Source organism: Kordiimonas sp., assembly GCF_048260245.1.
GTDB lineage: Bacteria > Pseudomonadota > Alphaproteobacteria > Sphingomonadales > Kordiimonadaceae > Kordiimonas.
The window spans coordinates 73,594-90,057 of the sequence record NZ_JBLXGZ010000001.1; the positions used below are offsets into that span (position 1 = coordinate 73,594).

The following is a 16,464-nucleotide window of genomic DNA, read 5'->3' on the forward strand; positions in this document are numbered from 1 at the left end:
GTTATAGCTCACTCTCAGCCATAGCCTGAGCGAGGCGAATGGCTGCAAGCATGCTATCTGTGCGTGCCAAGCCTTTTCCCGCCAACGATAGCGCTGTTCCGTGATCAGGTGAGGTGCGAATAATTGGCAAGCCAAGCGTGACATTGACACCACCCCAGAAATCAAGCGTCTTGATGGGGATCAGGGCCTGATCATGATACATACAAAGAACAACATCATAATGTTGACGCGCTTCAGCATGAAACAGCGTATCCGCCGGTTGCGGTTCTGAAACTTCGATGCCGGCGTCTCGCAGTGCCCAGATCGCGGGCAAAATGTGCGTGGCTTCCTCCATACCCATAGTGCCACCTTCACCTGCGTGCGGGTTCAAACCCGCAATGGCGATACGTGGTTTGGCTATGCCGAAGCGGTGGCGCAGGTCATGTGCAGCCACCATGCCCGCGTGAATAATGGCATCTGTTGTCAGATTTTTGGCAACTTCCTTGAGGGCAAGGTGAATTGTGACAGGAATGACCCTTAGTTCTGCGGTTGCCAACATCATCACAGACAGGTTTTCCTCAAGGCCACATAGCCGCGCCAAGTATTCTGTATGTCCCGGTGCTGAAAACCCGGCCTGATATAGCGCGGCTTTATGGATAGGCGCGGTAACGACACCACTGACATCGCCTTTGAGCGCGAGATCAACCGCTTTATCAATGCAAGCCACGGTACAGGTGCCGTTCGCTTGCGACGGTGTACCGAGCGTAATGTCTGAAGCAATATCCAACGCCATAGCAGGAAGGCTGTCACGGAAATGCTTTGATGCTTCACTTGGATGAGCAATCAGGCTAATGGGAATCGTAGGGTCCGCCGCTGATATCGCGGCAGGAGCACCCACATAAATAAAATCAGGTAGATTAAGGGATGAACGGTCACGCCACAGGCGAGCGATCAGCTCAGGCCCGACTCCGCTGGGCTCGCCCATTGTGATGGCAAGGGGCGGCAAGCCGTTTTGACTGGATGTTGCACGGCTCATTACAAGGCCTTTTAGCGGTAGTCGATGATAGCGTCCCGGCGCAGGTCACGAAGGTAGCGACGCCCCATCATTGAAAGCCGCTGTTGTTCCATCTGATCATATACTGCGTCGAACTGAGGTTCCTGAACGGTCGGCTCTGTGCGACTGCAGACAAACAGGACCCGGAGGCCATCATCCATGGTCATAACTTCACTCGCAGTATCAACTTCCGCGTCCATCACTACGTTTCGAATTTCCGGTTGCAGGTCCCTCAGCCGCAGGTTCCCAATTTCAGCACGGCCTTCAGCGCCGGCAGCTTCAACATATTGAGCCACCTCACCACAACTAGTTTCCTGATTGTGCAAGTCGCCAACAGCTGCCCGGAACTTGGCAACAGCATCACTATCTTCAGCTTGTTCTGCGGTCAAGTGAACCTGAAGAAGTGTAAGCTGCGTATCAAGTGGGTCGGCGGTCAATATCCGCCGACGATCACGCTGTGCCAGAATGACATAGCCACCGGGAGTACGAATAGGTGATGACACGTCGCCAACGGCAAGATCTTGGATCGCGTCGGAATAGTTAGGGTCCATATCTTCCGCGGTTACCCATCCCAGATCGCCACCAACAGCGGCAGTCGAGGACGCTGAAAGCTGTTGGGCGAGGTCTGGGAAGGACGCTCCCTTTTTAATACGCTCCACAAGCTCTTCAGCGTTTGCACGAACGCTTTCTTCCTGCTCCGGGCTGTCAACAATCAGGACGATCTCGGCAAGGCGATACTCGAACTTTCCACGGTTGTCATAGATACGCTGAATATAAGCCTCAACTTCTTCGTCAGAGACGCTGACAAAGGACCCAAGCCGACCCTGCACAAGCTGTGACCAGGCAATCTCGGCTTCCATTTGGTCAACCATGGTTTGTTTGCTGGAGCCAATGCCCTGCAAAGCGGCCTCTAGCTGCTCAGGTGTCTGGTTCAAGCCCTGAGCGCGCCGGGCAAAGAACTGTTCCAGATCGGATTCCGGAATTATAAGTTCAACCGTTTTGGCTTCCTGCAACTGCAGGCGTTCGTCCACCATCGAGCGGATAACCTGTTCTCTAACCTTGAGAAACTCCTGCTCACTCTCCACACCGCCTGCTACCGCAATAACAAGACGCAAGCGCTGGTTGATGTCGAAACTGGATATAGGCTCATCATTGACGAGCACCTCAATACTATTGATGGTTTGCTGCGCATGAGATGCACCGGTTACCATCGCGGCAATCGTGGCGCCTATAAGGCTATTCCGTACCAGAAGTTTTGTTTTCTCAAATAGTCTCGCCATGCCCAAACTTTACATCTCATTTTTTTTAAATCGAACGCGATTGCGCGCAGTATGGTTAGCCTTTTAGACGCTTTCGGAGCATCGTACTAGCCTAAATTCTTCAATTTCAGCCGGAACATAATTGATGTTCCTGGCTCGACGTCCCGGTCCCGCGTGAAGGTTTCCCGCCAGCGTAGCCCCAGTTCGATGCATTCATTGATATAGGAGACGCCAATGTCGTATTTTACGCCACCTGCATGTTCTTGTGTCAATGTAGTTTCGCCAGACAAAGTATCCTGGATTTGAATGGCTGCACCGGTTAACCGATGGGTAAAGCCGCCATCCAGACGCCAGTTCTCATCAATATTGTAATAGGCGCTCGCCCTTACTTCCTCGCGATCTTCCCGTGTGATGATGTCCATGTCTCGGTCGAGCTTCAGGTAGCCCGCCTGCAAACCAACCACGGCACCGCGAAATGCCACCATTAACTCGTTCCGGCGTACGGCGAGGCTATCTTCTTCGACACGGTATCGATGCTCAAAGTCAAACCATTCTTTATAACGAATTCTTGTACGCCCGACGATATTCGAAAGGTCGCCTTCCAGTCCGGCACCGTCGGCAAACACTGTATCCGTACCGCTAATACGCCATGATTGGCCAACCATCACGTCCGTTGACCAGGAACGACCATCATACCGCCATTGCATGCCGTACGTCACACGGCTTCCTTCCTCCCACAGGTCATACCCGGAAGCGCGATCGGCCGAGAAAAGGTTCAGGTCGTTCAATTCAAAGGCCCGGCTGTCTTCATTGACGATATTATCAGGAGTACCGCGACGCGGGGAAAGCGTGATCTCGACGATGGGCTCGATGGTATGGCTGCCGTGTTCGGTGAATTTTACCAGTGGCCAGGTAACGGTTGCCGTAGCTCGCACCAGATTTCTCCAGTCACTACCGTCTCCGGCGCCAAAGGTGCCTCCAAAGCTGGGATCATCTGGCCGGTCAATATCGCTCAGGTTATAAGCATCCGAGCGGGCATATGCCTGCAGGTCGACGACAAACCCCTTGGGCGTTATCAGCCGTCTGTCCCAACTCGCAGAAAGCGAGAAACGTTGGGTATCCAATCCGTCGGTACGATGCAGCGCAAGGGCGTTGCCCTTTATGCTAATGGTGCCACCAAGGGGCTGAAAATCAGGAATGTACTCGGCATCAATTAAAGGCAATGCGTGCCCGGTCAGTCCGGAGACGTCTTCAACCCGCAATCCCTGAAAACCGACGGTGCGAACGGAAATATAGGACCGGTCGTAGAAGCCTTCCAGATTGTATTCGCTAACCAGAGTATCTGCGTCAGAAATATCATAGCGGCGAAGGTAAGTATCGTCGGATGCCCAGTTCACTTTGTAGGTCGAACGCCAGTGGTCGCTGTGACTGAAATATCCATCGGAACTAAAATGTCCTCTGAATTCTTTGTTGCCAGTCAGGGCGCCATCGTCATCTCTGCCATCAGTGTAGGTAATACTGCCATCCATCTGAAACTGGCCGAAGCCAAGGTGATGACGATATTCACCGGCAAGCACTAAACCTTCTTTGGTTGTCAGGATCGGCGTAATCGTCGCATCCTGACTTTTGTTGAATACGTGATAATAGGGTAAGCCAACGACGACCCCGAGGTTTTTGCCTGTCTGAATATCGAGTGGCAACAGACCGCTTGCCCGGTCCATCGTCGGGTCAGGATGCGAAAAATATGGTGTCCAGAGAATCGGAACCCCGAACACCTCCAGTGATGCATTTTTGTAGTACAGGCGCTTCTTGTTGCGATCATGAACTACGCGTACAGCCTTAAGCTGCCACAGAGGTTCATTTCCGCTGCCGTCAGCACACACTTCACACGGGCTGTATACCGCGCGATTAAGGGTGGTGATCCCGCCATCGCCATCACGGGTAGCTTCTGCAGCCGCGACCTGCGCGCCATCCGTCATCAACAGGCGAATGTCCTGGACAAATGCATCCTTGAGCGCATCTGAAAGGGTTACGCGCGGCGCAATAATGCGTTCACCTGTTGGGGTTTCAAGCTCGACGGCACCGCGTGCTTCAGCTGTACCAGTGCGCTCGTTATAAACAACTTCGCCCGCCTCAAGAATGTAACCGTCACGTTTCAGGTATACCCGCCCGATGGCGCGAACTTCTCCGGTGCCTGCGTCATACACGAGACTGTCAGCAGAAAGTTCAACGTTTTCAGATGCAACTGTGGCATCCTGTGCCATAGCTGCAGCCCGTGGGATCACAGTTGTAGCCAGTAGCCACGACAGTACAAGCGACTTTCCCGAAACAGTATTCCTCATAAGCACCGACGCGGTCCTACTATTGATTTTGTGCTTTGATAGCGGCTGTGCGTGAACGGCGCAATGATGATCGTCCATTCCCGCCAAACTCGTCTTAGACCTGAAGCGTTTATTCGAGGAAAAATGTGGCGATTTCACGAGCACCACTTGCACATATGTCCGAGAAGGGGCATTAGGTTGGGGGAGGCCGGGTCCGTGCTCTCACGGGTCATTCGGATACCGGCGAAAATCAAAAACAAAAGGGGTTCCCATGCAAATCTCGTTTGCTGAACTTGAACTGCCCATATCGGGTGCTGTTGCGTTTCTTGCCGAAAAAGACAAACCATTGACGGGTCTTGCAGCCGAGACTGACCGTCTGGCAGGCGGTGCCGTGTCCAAAGCCATTAGCGCTTCCCGTTTTAATGGCAGCAATGGCCAGACACTTGAACTGCTTGCGCCCGGCGGGGTGGCGGCAGAGCGCATCCTTCTCGTTGGCGTCGGTGAAGCGGACAAGTTGTCAGCGCAAGACTGGGTCGAGACCGGTGCAGCCGTTACGGCAGCGCTTCTTGGTTCTGGTAGCAGTGAAGCCGTGATTGTGGCCGATGTTGTGGGCGCGGATGCCGTTGGCTTGGCCGAAGGTGCGCTGATGCGGTCCTACCGTTTTGACAAATACCGCACCAAAGAGCCCGAAGCTAAAAAACCAACTCTCAAGAAAGTAGCCATCGCAACTGCATCAGGCGACGCGGCTGCTACGTTTGAGGCGCGCAAGGCGGTGATTGACGGGGTATTTCTCACTCGTGATCTGATCTCTGAACCCGCAAATATCCTTCACCCGGAAAGCTTTGCTGAACGTATCGGCGAGCTTGAAACGCTTGGCGTTGACGTTGAAGTGCTGGGCGAAGCTGAAATGACCAAACTCGGCATGGGGGCACTTCTGGGCGTGGGGCAAGGCTCCGTCCGGGAGAGCAAGCTCGCGGTCATGGTATGGAATGGCGGCAAAAAAGGCGACGCACCGATCAGCTTCGTCGGCAAGGGTGTCACCTTCGATACCGGCGGCATTTCGCTCAAACCCGGCGAGGGTATGGAGCAAATGAAATGGGACATGGGCGGCGCCGGCACCGTTGTTGGCCTGATGAAGGCACTTGCGGGCCGCAAAGCCAAGGTCAATGTGGTCGCGGTTGTTGGCCTTGTCGAGAACATGCCTGGCGGCAACGCGCAGCGCCCGGGTGATGTCGTGACCTCAATGTCGGGCCAGACCATTGAAATTCTGAATACAGACGCCGAGGGCCGCCTGGTGCTTGCAGATGCTCTTTGGTACACACAGGACCGCTTCAAGCCGAAAATCATGATCGACCTTGCTACGCTCACAGGCGCAATCATTGTGACGCTTGGGCACGAACACGCTGGCATCTTTACCGATAATGATGAAATTGCCAATCAGCTCAGCAAGGCCGGGCTTGAAACTGGCGACAAGGTCTGGCGTCTGCCGCTACACAAAAACTACGACAAGCTGATCGACTGTCAGGTTGCGGATATGAAAAACATCGGCGGGCGCGGGGCCGGCTCGATCACGGCCGCGCAATTCCTGCGCCGGTATACAAATGATGTGCCATGGTGTCATATCGATATCGCGGGCACCGTTTGGTCGGACAAAGACCTACCGCTATCGGAGAAGGGCGGTACCGGATACGGCGTACGCCTGCTCGATCGTTTTGTCGCAGACAATTACGAAGGCTAGGTGTCGTGGCGGAGATCCGGTTTTACCACCTGCAGCGCCAGACGCTTGAGGAAGCACTCCCCAAGTTGATGGAGCGCGTGGTGGAAGCTGGTCTGCGTGCCGTTGTTAAACTGCCCGCCAAGGGCATGATGGAAACGATGAACAAAGTCTTGTGGGACTACGATCCCGCAAGTTTTCTGCCGCATGATATTGACGGCTGCGAAAGTCCGGAAGACCAGACTGTTTTTCTGACTATAGGCGATGTTAACCCAAATACTGCTACTGTACTGGTGCTTGTTGACGCTGTAAAAAGCCCTGACATCAAGGCTTATGATCGCTGTCTTTATATGTTTGATGGTCGGGACGAGGGCATTGTTGCCGCTGCGCGGGAAGACTGGAAAAGCTTCAAGGAACTTGGCGCCGAGATGTCCTATTGGCAACAGCGTGAGATGGGCGGCTGGGAGAAAAAGGCATGAGCCTTGCGCCAATTCGTCACCCGGACCTGCCGTTTTATATCACGAGTGACGCCGGTCTTTTCAACTTTGACCGCATACATGGCTGGCTTACAGCAAGCTACTGGGCAAAAGATATCCCCTTTGATCTTATGGTTCGCAGTTTTGAAAACTCTCTGAGTTTTGGACTGTTTCATGACGAGAGCGGGCAGGTTGGCTGCGCCCGCATGATCACTGACCGCACGACCTTTGCCTATCTGGCGGATGTCTATATCAATGCCTCCTGTCGTGGCCAGAAACTCGGACATTGGCTGATGAGTGTGATCATGTCGCACAAGGATATGCAGGGGCTGCGGCGCATGATGCTGGCCACCTGCGATATGCATCCGCTTTATGCCCAGTTTGGTTTTAGGCCTCTGGAAAGACCTGAGATGATGATGGAAATATCCAGCCCCGGGCTCTACATGAAGCTACCTTCTAAGGATTAACAGCGCATACACACCATTTTGATGCTTTCATTATGCCGCTTTGAAATCAAAACTACCGCTTTTTTACGCGCCTCTTTCTAACCTTAAGCTTAGAAAGTTTCAGCAATTCGGGGTTAGGCCCGTCGGAGGCGGTAGTGTTTAAAAGATTTGTAAAATGGTTTGTCGGCAGCATGCTCATCGGCTACGCGGCGATCATGGGAGCGGCATATGCTTTCCAGGAGCAGTTGATGTTCTACTTTGAGCCCGTGACCGATGATTACGAATATAGTTTCAGCCTGCCGCATGAAGAGATATTCATCGATACTTCGGAAGCCCGACTGCACGGCGTTTTGTTCAAAAACGAGTTAATTAATATCTCAGGGGCAAGCCGCCGCAACCTGGTGATTTATTACAAAGGTAACGCTGGCAATGTTGGCAGTTCCGAACGCCCTGCTAAAATTTTTCTTGATATGGGCTACGATGTACTTTCGATGGATTATCGGGGGTTTGGTAAAAGCCGTGGGCCCCTTTCCGAGCAAAGTCTGCTGGCAGACGCCGAAGTTTGGTTCGATTGGGCTACGGCACGCTATGGCAGTGACAATATACGAGTTGTGGGCTACTCCTTTGGTACTACCTTCGCAAGTCACATTGCCGCCGAGCGCGGTGTCAGCAAGGTTATGCTGTTTGCCCCGATGAAGTCTATTCTGGACATGGCTGAGCGGCGCTATCCTTTTCTGCCTGAATTTCTGACCAATTATCCACTGCGGAGCGACGAGAAGCTCAAACGTGCACCTGGTCAGGTGGTAATCTACCACGGCACCTCGGATGAAGTGGTTCCGTTTGCCTCAGGCGCGGGCCTCAAAGAAGTACTGGGACCTGACGACGAATTCTTCACCATCAAGGGCGCAGATCACTATAACGTGGCACTGCAGCCTGAGGTGCTTGCAGATGTCAACGCCCGTTGGTCGCTCCGCCGCGCGACGCTAACACAAGCGTCGCAGCCAGCAGAGCGAGGTCTTTCAAGAGAAACAGCCCGCTAGAGGCCATATAAGGAAAGCCACCCAATCCCGAGTTCCAGGCCGATGGATAAGTGATGAGGAAACTGAGGGTGACAACAAATGTGCAGGCGGTGAGCAGCAGGCCCAGTGTGAAAAGCGTCCGGTTCCACCAGCGCCCTGTCAGCAATAGCACCGTCGCAAGCTCAACCACACCTATAAAGTTGGACGCAGCCTGTTTATCAAAATGCACCGTCAGCCACCAGTTGAACACTGGGCTTGATTTGAGCAGGGGCGCAACACCTTCGGCTTCAGGGGCAGTAAACTTCATGCCACCTATCCAGCCTAGTACAAGAATGAGTCCCAGCAGCATCACCGTATCCGCATGGCGGTAGCCAAGGCGCCAAAGTGCCAAGCCAAGGAGCGTGAAATATTTTATGATACCTTGCCCTGAACCTATGGCCGGGAAACCGCCCAGACTTTCAATCCACACCGGGTTGGTGAACATCAGGCTAAGTGCACCGACGCTATAGAACACGACAAACCAGTAAGCGGTGCGCTTGAGGCGCTCCGGCACAGAATGCAGCGCGATCAAAAGGCCCGAAAGGGCTTGCAAGCCCCCAAGCCCCCACATGATATAATGTTTATAAGGCAGCAGGCTGTGCAGGAAAGCATGGCCCGCAAGCCAGCGTTCTACTGTATTGCCAGAAGCGCCGGAGATGTTCATCAGGCCAAACCAGAGGAGGATCACAGCAAGTGAAAGTGTGACAAAAACCTCGGTGAAAGTGCGGCCTGGGCGGATACGGTTTACAATGTGCAACAAGGAAGCCCCCTTAAATTTAAGCCGGAAATAGGCCGTATCGCGAAGCTTCCGTCAAGCCTATGACGCTGCGTTCACAGCCTCTTGAGCTTCTGTGTACGCTTCTTCGGCGGACATCCATGCGTCTTCAGCTTCGGTTATCTTCGCCGCGAGGTCCCCCGCCATTTTTGAATACTTGGCGACCTTGTCTTCCTGGCCTGGCTCATAGAGGCGCGGATCGGCGAGGCGGGCATCCACCTTTTCCTTCTCTGCTATCAGCTTTTCAAGCGCGGCTTCTGCGCGTTCGGCGGCACGTTTGTGCGGCGCCAGGTAGCGGCGCAGTTCAGCAGCGTTTTGCCGTGCCGCTTTTTTCTGGTTTTCCTGCCGCGGACCACGTTTTTCCGACCGGTCGCCGGAGCGTTCCTTCAAAAGATGCAGCCGGTAATCCTCAAGGTCACCTTCAAAACGCTTCACATCGCCTTTTTCGACAATCCACAAACGGTCGACACAGGCTTCTACCAAATGCCGATCATGGCTGATCAGCAGTACGGCGCCATCGTATTCGTTGATGGCGTGAATAAGCGCTTCCCGGCTATCCACATCAAGGTGGTTGGTCGGTTCATCGAGAATGATGAGTTGCGGGGCCTCAAAAGTGGCGATGGCGAACATCAGCCGTGCTTTTTCACCACCCGACAGGGATTCGACCGGCCTGTCTGCCTTGTCTGCACCAAAGCCGAACGAGCCAAGGCGGGCGCGAACTTTGGCTTCAATAGCGTCAGGCATCATTTTCTGCAAGTGGTCGAGGGGTGATGTCTTGGCGATCAGCTCATCCAGTTGGTGCTGCGCAAAATAGCCAACCTTCAGCACGCGTGACTTGCGCATTTTGCCTTCCATTGGCATCAACTTGTCAGCCAGAAGTTTGGCAAAGGTAGACTTACCGTTACCGTTTGCACCCAAGAGCGCGATGCGGTCGTCCATGTCGATGCGCAGGTCCAGCTTCTTGAGGATCGGATGACCGACCTCATACCCCACACTGGCTTCTTCAAGTGCGATCAGAGGTGAGGAGAGCGGATCAGGCTTGGGGAAGCGGAACGGTACCGTGTGTTCATCCATCATGGTGGCGATGGGTTTCATACGTTCCAGTGCTTTTACGCGGCTTTGCGCCTGTTTTGCCTTGCTGGCTTTGGCCTTGAAGCGGTCAACGAAAGCCTGAATATGGCGACGTTCAGTCTCTTGTTTGGTTTTAAGTGCCATCTGGCGCTCCATCAGCTCGCGCCGCAGTTCTTCAAACCGGTCATAACCGCCGGTATAAAGGTTCAGCTTCGCCTGTTCCAGATGTGCGATATGGGTGACAGCCTTATTCAACAGGTCGCGGTCGTGGCTAACAATAAGCACGGTGTAAGGATAACTGCGCAGGAAGTTTTCCAGCCAGATCACGCCCTCGAGATCAAGATAGTTGGTTGGCTCATCAAGCAGTAGCAGGTCAGGTTCGTTGAACAGCACACACGCCAACGCCACCCGCATACGCCATCCTCCAGAATAGCTGGAGCAGGGCCTTGCCTGTGCCTCGGTGTCAAAACCAAGGCCCGAAAGCACAGTTGCCGCACGGGCTTCTGCTGTGTGGGCGCCGATATCCGCGAGCCTGTTATGAATTTCCGCGACGCGCATGGGGTCCGTGGCCGTGGCGGCTTCTGCCTCAAGCGCTGTCAGTTCCTTGTTGGACTGCAGCACCGTCTCAAGCAGGCTTTGTGGTCCGCCGGGTGCTTCCTGGCCCACATGGCCAATGCGTGCCCGAGGCCGAATACTGATATCACCCGATTCAGGGCCCAGTTCTCCCAGAATCATCTTTAACAGCGTCGATTTTCCTGCGCCGTTTTTGCCGACAAAACCGACCTTGTGGCCTGCCGGGATATGCACTGTCGCCGCGTCAAAAAGCACACGGTCGCCAATTCTGTAGGTGATGTCGTTGATATGCAGCATGGCGGGCGAAGTATCACACAGCTCGCCAGGTGGCAATGGCACATGAACGGTCCGCGCTATAAAGCGCACGCAACGCTTGGCTTTGTATCCAATTGCCGCTATAAGGCGCGCGAATCTGTTTAACCCCCATTTTACAAGGGATAGTCACATGGCTGTGCAACGCACTTTTTCAATCATTAAACCAGATGCAACCAACCGCAACCTCACGGGTGCCGTTAATGCAAAACTTGAAGCTGCTGGCCTGCGCATCGTTGCGCAAAAGCGTATTCAAATGACACAAACGCAAGCTGAAACTTTCTACGCTGTTCACGCTGAGCGTCCTTTCTTTGGCGAACTGGTTGAATTCATGACCTCCGCGCCGGTTGTTGTTCAGGTTCTGGAAGGCGAAAATGCCGTCCTGAAAAACCGCGAAGTGATGGGCGCCACCAACCCGTCTGAAGCTGCTGAAGGTACAATCCGTAAGGAATTTGCCCTGTCAATCGGTGAAAACTCCGTTCACGGCTCCGACAGCGAAGAAAACGCAGCGATCGAAATCGCGCAGTTCTTCGCCGGCAATGAGATTGTTGGCTAAGCAGCCGCTTTTAATGCTTTAGAATGAAAAAGGCCGGGAAATTTCCCGGCCTTTTTATATTGCGAAGTATTGATGCCTTACGGCACGGGGCTGATAAGGCCGACCTCGGGCAATTCAACGTCTTCCTTGACCGCAACCTTGTTGCCGGAAACCCGTACCTTACCTTCGGCGATAAGCTTCACTGCTGCCGGATACATGCGGTGTTCATATTTCAGGGTTTTCATGATCAGGCTCTCTTCGGTCTCATCGGGCGCGATAGGGATCGCCGCCTGCATGATAATTGGACCGTTGTCCATTTCCGGCCGGACATAGTGAACGGTACAGCCCGCGAACTTCACACCGTCTTCGAGCGCACGAGCATGTGTGTGCAAACCCTTATAGGACGGCAGGAGAGACGGGTGAATGTTGATCATGCGGTCTTTCCAGCGTCCGACAAAATCTGCCCCGAGCAGACGCATAAAGCCAGCGAGACAGACAAGTTGGACCTTATGATCGCTGAGGCATTCATGGATGGCGTCTTCGAACGTGGGGCGGTCCTCATAGCTTTTATGATCAATGCAGACAGCTTTGATGCCCGCCTCGCGAGCGCGGTCAAGCCCCTTGGCTTCGGGGCGATTGGATATGACGACCTCAATCGTTGCCGGGTAATGCTCGCTCGCACAGGCGTCAATCAACGCCTGCAGGTTGGTGCCGCTGCCGGAAATCATGACTCCAAGGCGTAGTTTGCGCACAAGCCTATCCTTCTGCTGTAATGGCTGACCAGTCCTCGGTCGCACCCCATGTATCAGCCTTTCCGGTTACCCGGCATTTGGGTGAGCCGTTGCCTTCGGTAATTTTGCCGATAACATAAACTGTTTCACCTTCAGCTTCGAACAACGCTTTTGCAGCCTCGGCATGCTCGCTTGCAACAACCGCCACCATACCGACACCACAGTTGAAGGTACGCGACATCTCAGCGGCCGTTATATTACCTTCTTGCTGCAGCCATTCAAATACCGACGGCATGGACCATGCGCCACTGTCAATCTCGGCCACGGTATGCTTCGGCAGCACGCGCGGCACATTCTCAAGGAAGCCCCCGCCCGTTATATGAGACAGCGCCTTCACATAACCTTCGCCGATTGTGGCAAGGCAACTTTTGACATAAATTTTTGTCGGTGCAAGCAGGGCCTCACCCAGTGTCACATCAGCAAAAGGCGCTTTTTCAGCGTACTGAAAACCTTTGTCTGAAACGATACGGCGGACAAGCGAATAACCGTTTGAATGCGTGCCTGTGGAAGCAAGGCCCAGCAGCACGTCTCCGGCTGCGACGGTGGAACCGTCAATCATACTACCGCGTTCAGCGGCACCAACCGCGAAGCCTGCAAGGTCGTAATCCTTGTCCTGATACATGCCCGGCATCTCAGCCGTCTCGCCACCAATCAGGGCACAACCTGCTTGCCGACAGCCCTCGGCAATACCAGCAACAACCTCTGTCATCTGAGCCACATCAAGGTGCCCCGTGGCCATATAGTCCAGAAACAGAAGCGGTTCAGCGCCTTGAACCACCAGGTCATTTACACACATGGCGACAAGGTCGATGCCGACAGTATCATGTTTGCCTGCGTCGATAGCCACCTTCAGCTTTGTGCCAACGCCGTCATTCGCCGCGACAAGTATGGGGTCCTGAAAGCCCGCGGCCTTCAGGTCAAAAAGACCGCCGAAGCCGCCAAGCGAGGCGTCCGCGCCGGCGCGTCGTGTCGACGCCGCCAAGGGTTTAATGTTTTCGACAAGTGCTTCACCGGCATCAATATCAACGCCAGCCTGTTTATATGTGTATGATTGAGTATCTTGTGCCACGATCGAGACCTGTTCTGCCGTAAATAAGGCAAATTTTGCTGTCATCTTTTGAGCACTGGCAATTGCCTGCTCAATTGCTATAAGGGGGCGTTATAGGGGCGCCGCGCCGGTTATGAAAGAGTTTATGCGTAACTATTTAAAAAATAGCACAGTTTTGGCGCTGGCCATGGCTTTTATCGCCAGCCACCTCATTTTGTTTATTACAGGCGGGGCGGCAGCGAAAATTCAAGGTGATTCAACAGACCTGCTTTATACCATCCGCGACATTAAAGTGGATGAAACCGCCGCCCGTGCCAGCCAGGCAAGGCAAACTGCGCTGGAGAAAGCGGAGGTATTGGCATACCAGAAATTGTTGCAGAAGTTGGTGCAGGAGGATGGCCGACAACGGCTTCCCGAACTGAGTAATGCTCAAATTCAGTCCCTTGTCACCGCGATTGAGGTTGTGGAAGAGCAGTCATCCTCAAGACGTTATCTAGCCACGCTTAATATACGGTTTGAGCCCGAGCTGGTGAGCCAGTTTCTTGCTGACAATCACGTGCCCCATATACTGAGTACGGGGCAGGGCATGCTGGTGCTTCATGGCCATCGGCGTGGGTTTGACGAAATCCTGTGGGAGAGAGACCCTGTACTTGAAGACGCTCATTCGCGGGTCGATTGGGTAAACCGTATCCGCCAATATGTTTTTGCTCGCGGCGAGATCCGCGAACGTGCCGCAGTTACATTTCGTGAGGTACAGGCGCTGTCAGTTCCGCGAGCACTTGAAATTTCGCAACTCTACGGCGTTGGTGATGCGCTTTTGATTTCAAGTGACTGGCAGCCGTCCGCGTATGGGCCGACCTTGAGCTATCGCTACCTGTCAACGGATGGCGATACTGGCGGAGAGGGCCAGATAGAGGGCGCGCAAGGCGAAGCAGAAGCTGTTGCCCAAATGTATGAAGCTGTACTCAATACAATTGACGGTCAGTGGCGAAGCCAACTTCTTGTGGATACGGGCGTGGAAGGGCAAATTGAGACATTGGTGCCGACGACATCGCTTGAGGTGCTGACAACCGTTCAGAGGCGACTTGAAGACGTAACCCTGATACGGGATATCCAGACGAAACAAGTGGGACTTCCATTCAGCAAGATTTCTTTTGCCTATACCGGGCGCGAGGAACAACTTATCCTCTCTCTCCGATATGCAGGCCTTGAACTCGGATATTACGGACAAGACCGTCTTCTTGCTCCGGCCGACGGCCAGCAATAGCGACAACCAACGGGGGCTGGTATGAACAAATGGTTCTGGATAGGCGGCTTGGCAGTGGCCGCTGTTTTTTTCTATTTAACACGGGGTGTCCTCCTGCCGTTTCTGGCCGGGCTTGCGATAGCCTATTTTCTTGATCCATTGGCTGATCGGCTGGAAGCGCGCAATATGTCCCGAAGTGTGGCGGCCGGGTTGGTCATCACAGTGTTCTTCTTGCTTCTGCTTGCTATCCTGGTGGCGTTTTGGCCGGTTCTACAGTCCCAAATTGTTGCCGCTTCGCAGAAATTGCCCGAAACCTTCGCCACCCTCAAGCCGCGGTTTAACGATTGGATGGCAGGCCTTTCCGCGCGTTTCAGTTTGGATATCCCTCACGATGTTGACGGCCTCATATCCACGTTCTCAGATGAGATTATGGCCAAGGTGCGCGACGCTGCAACAGGTGCAATCAAAGGCGGAATCGCAATATTCAGCGTGTTGTCGCTTGTGCTTATCTCGCCGGTTGTTGCCTTCTATCTGTTACGCGATTGGGACAGGATCATTGCCAAGGTTGATAGCTGGCTTCCTGAGAAGACCGCGCCAACGGTACGGGAACAAGCACTGAAAATTGATACGGTGCTCGCGGGGTTTGTCAGGGGGCAGATACTTGTCTGCACTGCAATGGGCGTGCTTTACGGGGTCGGCTGGGCGCTTGTCGGGCTGGATTTTGCGCTGGTACTGGGCGTACTGGCCGGGGTGATGTCATTTGTTCCTTTTGTAGGGGCGTTGTTTGCGGCGGCTGTGGCCGTTGCCATTGCAATCGGGCAATGGGGCTTTGACCCACTCCATATTGCTATGGTGATTGGTGTGTTCTTTGCTGTTCAAACCATTGAGGGCGGCTTTTTGACTCCTAAGCTCATTGGCGGAAGGGTGGGTCTGCACCCGGTGTGGGTCTTGTTTGCCGTCTTCGCGGGCGGGGAAATAGCCGGGTTTGTTGGCGTGCTGGTTGCGGTACCGGCAGCGGCGGCGATTGCGGTGCTCGTGCGCTTTTATATTGACCATTATCTGGATCATTATGAATTGCAGCCCAAGGCTAATGCTGCGGAGGCACCGCCCATAGACATTCCCCCGTCAAAAGAGAGTAATAATGATGATGGCTGACGAAATGGCACAAATACCGCTGGATCTGCCGCATAAACCGAGCTTTGAATGGGAAGATTTTGTTGTTTCACACTCTAATGAAGCAGCTTTCGGTACTTTGGATAGCTGGCCTGACTGGCCTCATCACGCTGTTGCGCTTATAGGCCCGCAATCGTCGGGAAAAAGCCACTTGTCTTCAGCATGGCTAAAGCGGGCAGATGCCGTGCGCATAGACATCAGCCAGGAACTGGACCGCGTGCCGGAAGGCCGCTCGATACTGGTGGAAGACGCGGACACCGTCAACCTCAACGAAACCGCGCTTTTTCACGTTTTTAACTGGACCAAGGAAAATGGCAGCAGCCTATTGATTACAGCAAAAACACCGCCGAACCGTTGGTCGGTCGCGTTACCTGATTTGCGCTCAAGGCTGGCAACCGTACATATCGCGGAGATAAAAGAGCCTGATGACCATTTACTTATGGTTCTTCTGGTAAAACTATTTTCTGATAGGCAGTTACAGGTTGATCTTTCAGTAATAAGTTATGTTTTGCCTCGCATTGAACGGTCATTTGATGCAGCAAAAGCGCTTGTAGAGCAGCTGGACAGGCTTGCTCTGGCGGAGAAACGCAAAATCACCCGTGCATTGGCCAAAGCTTGCCTTGACGCCTGAGC

At 53.7% G+C, this 16,464-nt stretch carries 15 protein-coding genes; 8 read left to right on the plus strand and 7 right to left on the minus strand.

Going from position 1 to position 16,464, the window contains the following annotated elements:
• Nucleotide 1 precedes the first annotated feature (1 nt).
• The 3 genes from pdxA to ACN0VM_RS00330 all read right to left on the minus strand — a co-directional run bounded on the left by pdxA (nt 2) and on the right by ACN0VM_RS00330 (nt 4,634).
• Nucleotides 2–1,015, minus strand: coding sequence for a 4-hydroxythreonine-4-phosphate dehydrogenase PdxA (pdxA, locus tag ACN0VM_RS00320; protein ID WP_417448840.1), 1,014 nt, complete (start codon nt 1,013–1,015; stop codon nt 2–4).
• A gap of 11 nt (nt 1,016–1,026) precedes the next feature.
• Nucleotides 1,027–2,313, minus strand: coding sequence for a foldase protein PrsA (locus ACN0VM_RS00325; protein WP_417448841.1), 1,287 nt, complete (start codon nt 2,311–2,313; stop codon nt 1,027–1,029).
• 86 nt (nt 2,314–2,399) lie between these two features.
• Nucleotides 2,400–4,634, minus strand: a complete 2,235-nt coding sequence (locus ACN0VM_RS00330; protein ID WP_417448842.1) for an LPS-assembly protein LptD — start codon at nt 4,632–4,634, stop codon at nt 2,400–2,402.
• 250 nt (nt 4,635–4,884) lie between these two features.
• Here ACN0VM_RS00330 and ACN0VM_RS00335 point away from each other — a divergent pair, with 250 nt between their 5' ends.
• The 4 genes from ACN0VM_RS00335 (at nt 4,885) to ACN0VM_RS00350 (ending at nt 8,289) form a co-directional block, all read left to right on the plus strand.
• The gene (locus ACN0VM_RS00335) at nt 4,885–6,351 is read left to right on the plus strand and encodes a leucyl aminopeptidase (RefSeq protein ID WP_417448843.1); all 1,467 of its coding nucleotides are present in this window, start codon (nt 4,885–4,887) and stop codon (nt 6,349–6,351) included.
• A 5-nt stretch (nt 6,352–6,356) separates the two neighbouring features.
• On the plus strand, nt 6,357–6,806 hold the full coding sequence (locus tag ACN0VM_RS00340; protein ID WP_417448844.1) for a DNA polymerase III subunit chi: 450 nt from the start codon (nt 6,357–6,359) through the stop codon (nt 6,804–6,806).
• Nucleotides 6,803–7,270 (plus strand): GNAT family N-acetyltransferase, encoded by a 468-nt coding sequence (locus tag ACN0VM_RS00345; RefSeq protein WP_417448845.1) that lies wholly within the window; start codon nt 6,803–6,805, stop codon nt 7,268–7,270. The genes ACN0VM_RS00340 and ACN0VM_RS00345 overlap by 4 nt, the downstream gene beginning before the upstream one ends.
• 134 nt (nt 7,271–7,404) lie before the next feature.
• Nucleotides 7,405–8,289: an alpha/beta hydrolase gene (locus ACN0VM_RS00350; protein ID WP_417448846.1), complete on the plus strand. Its 885-nt coding sequence runs from the start codon at nt 7,405–7,407 to the stop codon at nt 8,287–8,289.
• On the opposite strand, the gene ACN0VM_RS00355 is transcribed toward ACN0VM_RS00350, so the two are convergent.
• Together ACN0VM_RS00355 and ACN0VM_RS00360 are read right to left on the minus strand one after the other, a co-directional pair.
• On the minus strand, nt 8,201–9,067 hold the full coding sequence (locus tag ACN0VM_RS00355; RefSeq protein WP_417448847.1) for a DUF417 family protein: 867 nt from the start codon (nt 9,065–9,067) through the stop codon (nt 8,201–8,203). The genes ACN0VM_RS00350 and ACN0VM_RS00355 overlap by 89 nt on opposite strands.
• 57 nt (nt 9,068–9,124) lie before the next feature.
• Nucleotides 9,125–11,023 (minus strand): ABC-F family ATP-binding cassette domain-containing protein, encoded by a 1,899-nt coding sequence (locus ACN0VM_RS00360; protein ID WP_417449025.1) that lies wholly within the window; start codon nt 11,021–11,023, stop codon nt 9,125–9,127.
• 148 nt (nt 11,024–11,171) lie between these two features.
• Here ACN0VM_RS00360 and ndk point away from each other — a divergent pair, with 148 nt between their 5' ends.
• Complete coding sequence (gene ndk / locus ACN0VM_RS00365) at nt 11,172–11,594, plus strand: nucleoside-diphosphate kinase (protein WP_417448848.1); 423 nt, start codon at nt 11,172–11,174, stop codon at nt 11,592–11,594.
• Between the two features lie 77 nt (nt 11,595–11,671).
• On the opposite strand, the gene purN is transcribed toward ndk, so the two are convergent.
• Both purN and purM read right to left on the minus strand, forming a co-directional pair.
• Complete coding sequence (gene purN, locus ACN0VM_RS00370) at nt 11,672–12,325, minus strand: phosphoribosylglycinamide formyltransferase (protein ID WP_417448849.1); 654 nt, start codon at nt 12,323–12,325, stop codon at nt 11,672–11,674.
• A 4-nt stretch (nt 12,326–12,329) separates the two neighbouring features.
• Nucleotides 12,330–13,478, minus strand: coding sequence for a phosphoribosylformylglycinamidine cyclo-ligase (gene purM / locus ACN0VM_RS00375; protein WP_417448850.1), 1,149 nt, complete (start codon nt 13,476–13,478; stop codon nt 12,330–12,332).
• Nucleotides 13,479–13,557: 79 nt separating this feature from the next.
• Between purM and ACN0VM_RS00380 the strand changes: the two genes are divergently transcribed.
• From ACN0VM_RS00380 to ACN0VM_RS00390, 3 genes are read left to right on the plus strand one after another with little or no spacing between them, the layout of a single operon-like run.
• Entirely contained in the window at nt 13,558–14,679 is a 1,122-nt protein-coding gene (locus ACN0VM_RS00380) for a hypothetical protein (RefSeq protein WP_417448851.1), read from the plus strand.
• A gap of 21 nt (nt 14,680–14,700) precedes the next feature.
• Nucleotides 14,701–15,813, plus strand: coding sequence for an AI-2E family transporter (locus ACN0VM_RS00385; RefSeq protein ID WP_417448852.1), 1,113 nt, complete (start codon nt 14,701–14,703; stop codon nt 15,811–15,813).
• Nucleotides 15,800–16,462, plus strand: coding sequence for an HdaA/DnaA family protein (locus ACN0VM_RS00390; protein ID WP_417448853.1), 663 nt, complete (start codon nt 15,800–15,802; stop codon nt 16,460–16,462). The genes ACN0VM_RS00385 and ACN0VM_RS00390 overlap by 14 nt, the downstream gene beginning before the upstream one ends.
• The last annotated feature ends 2 nt before the right edge of the window (nt 16,463–16,464 follow it).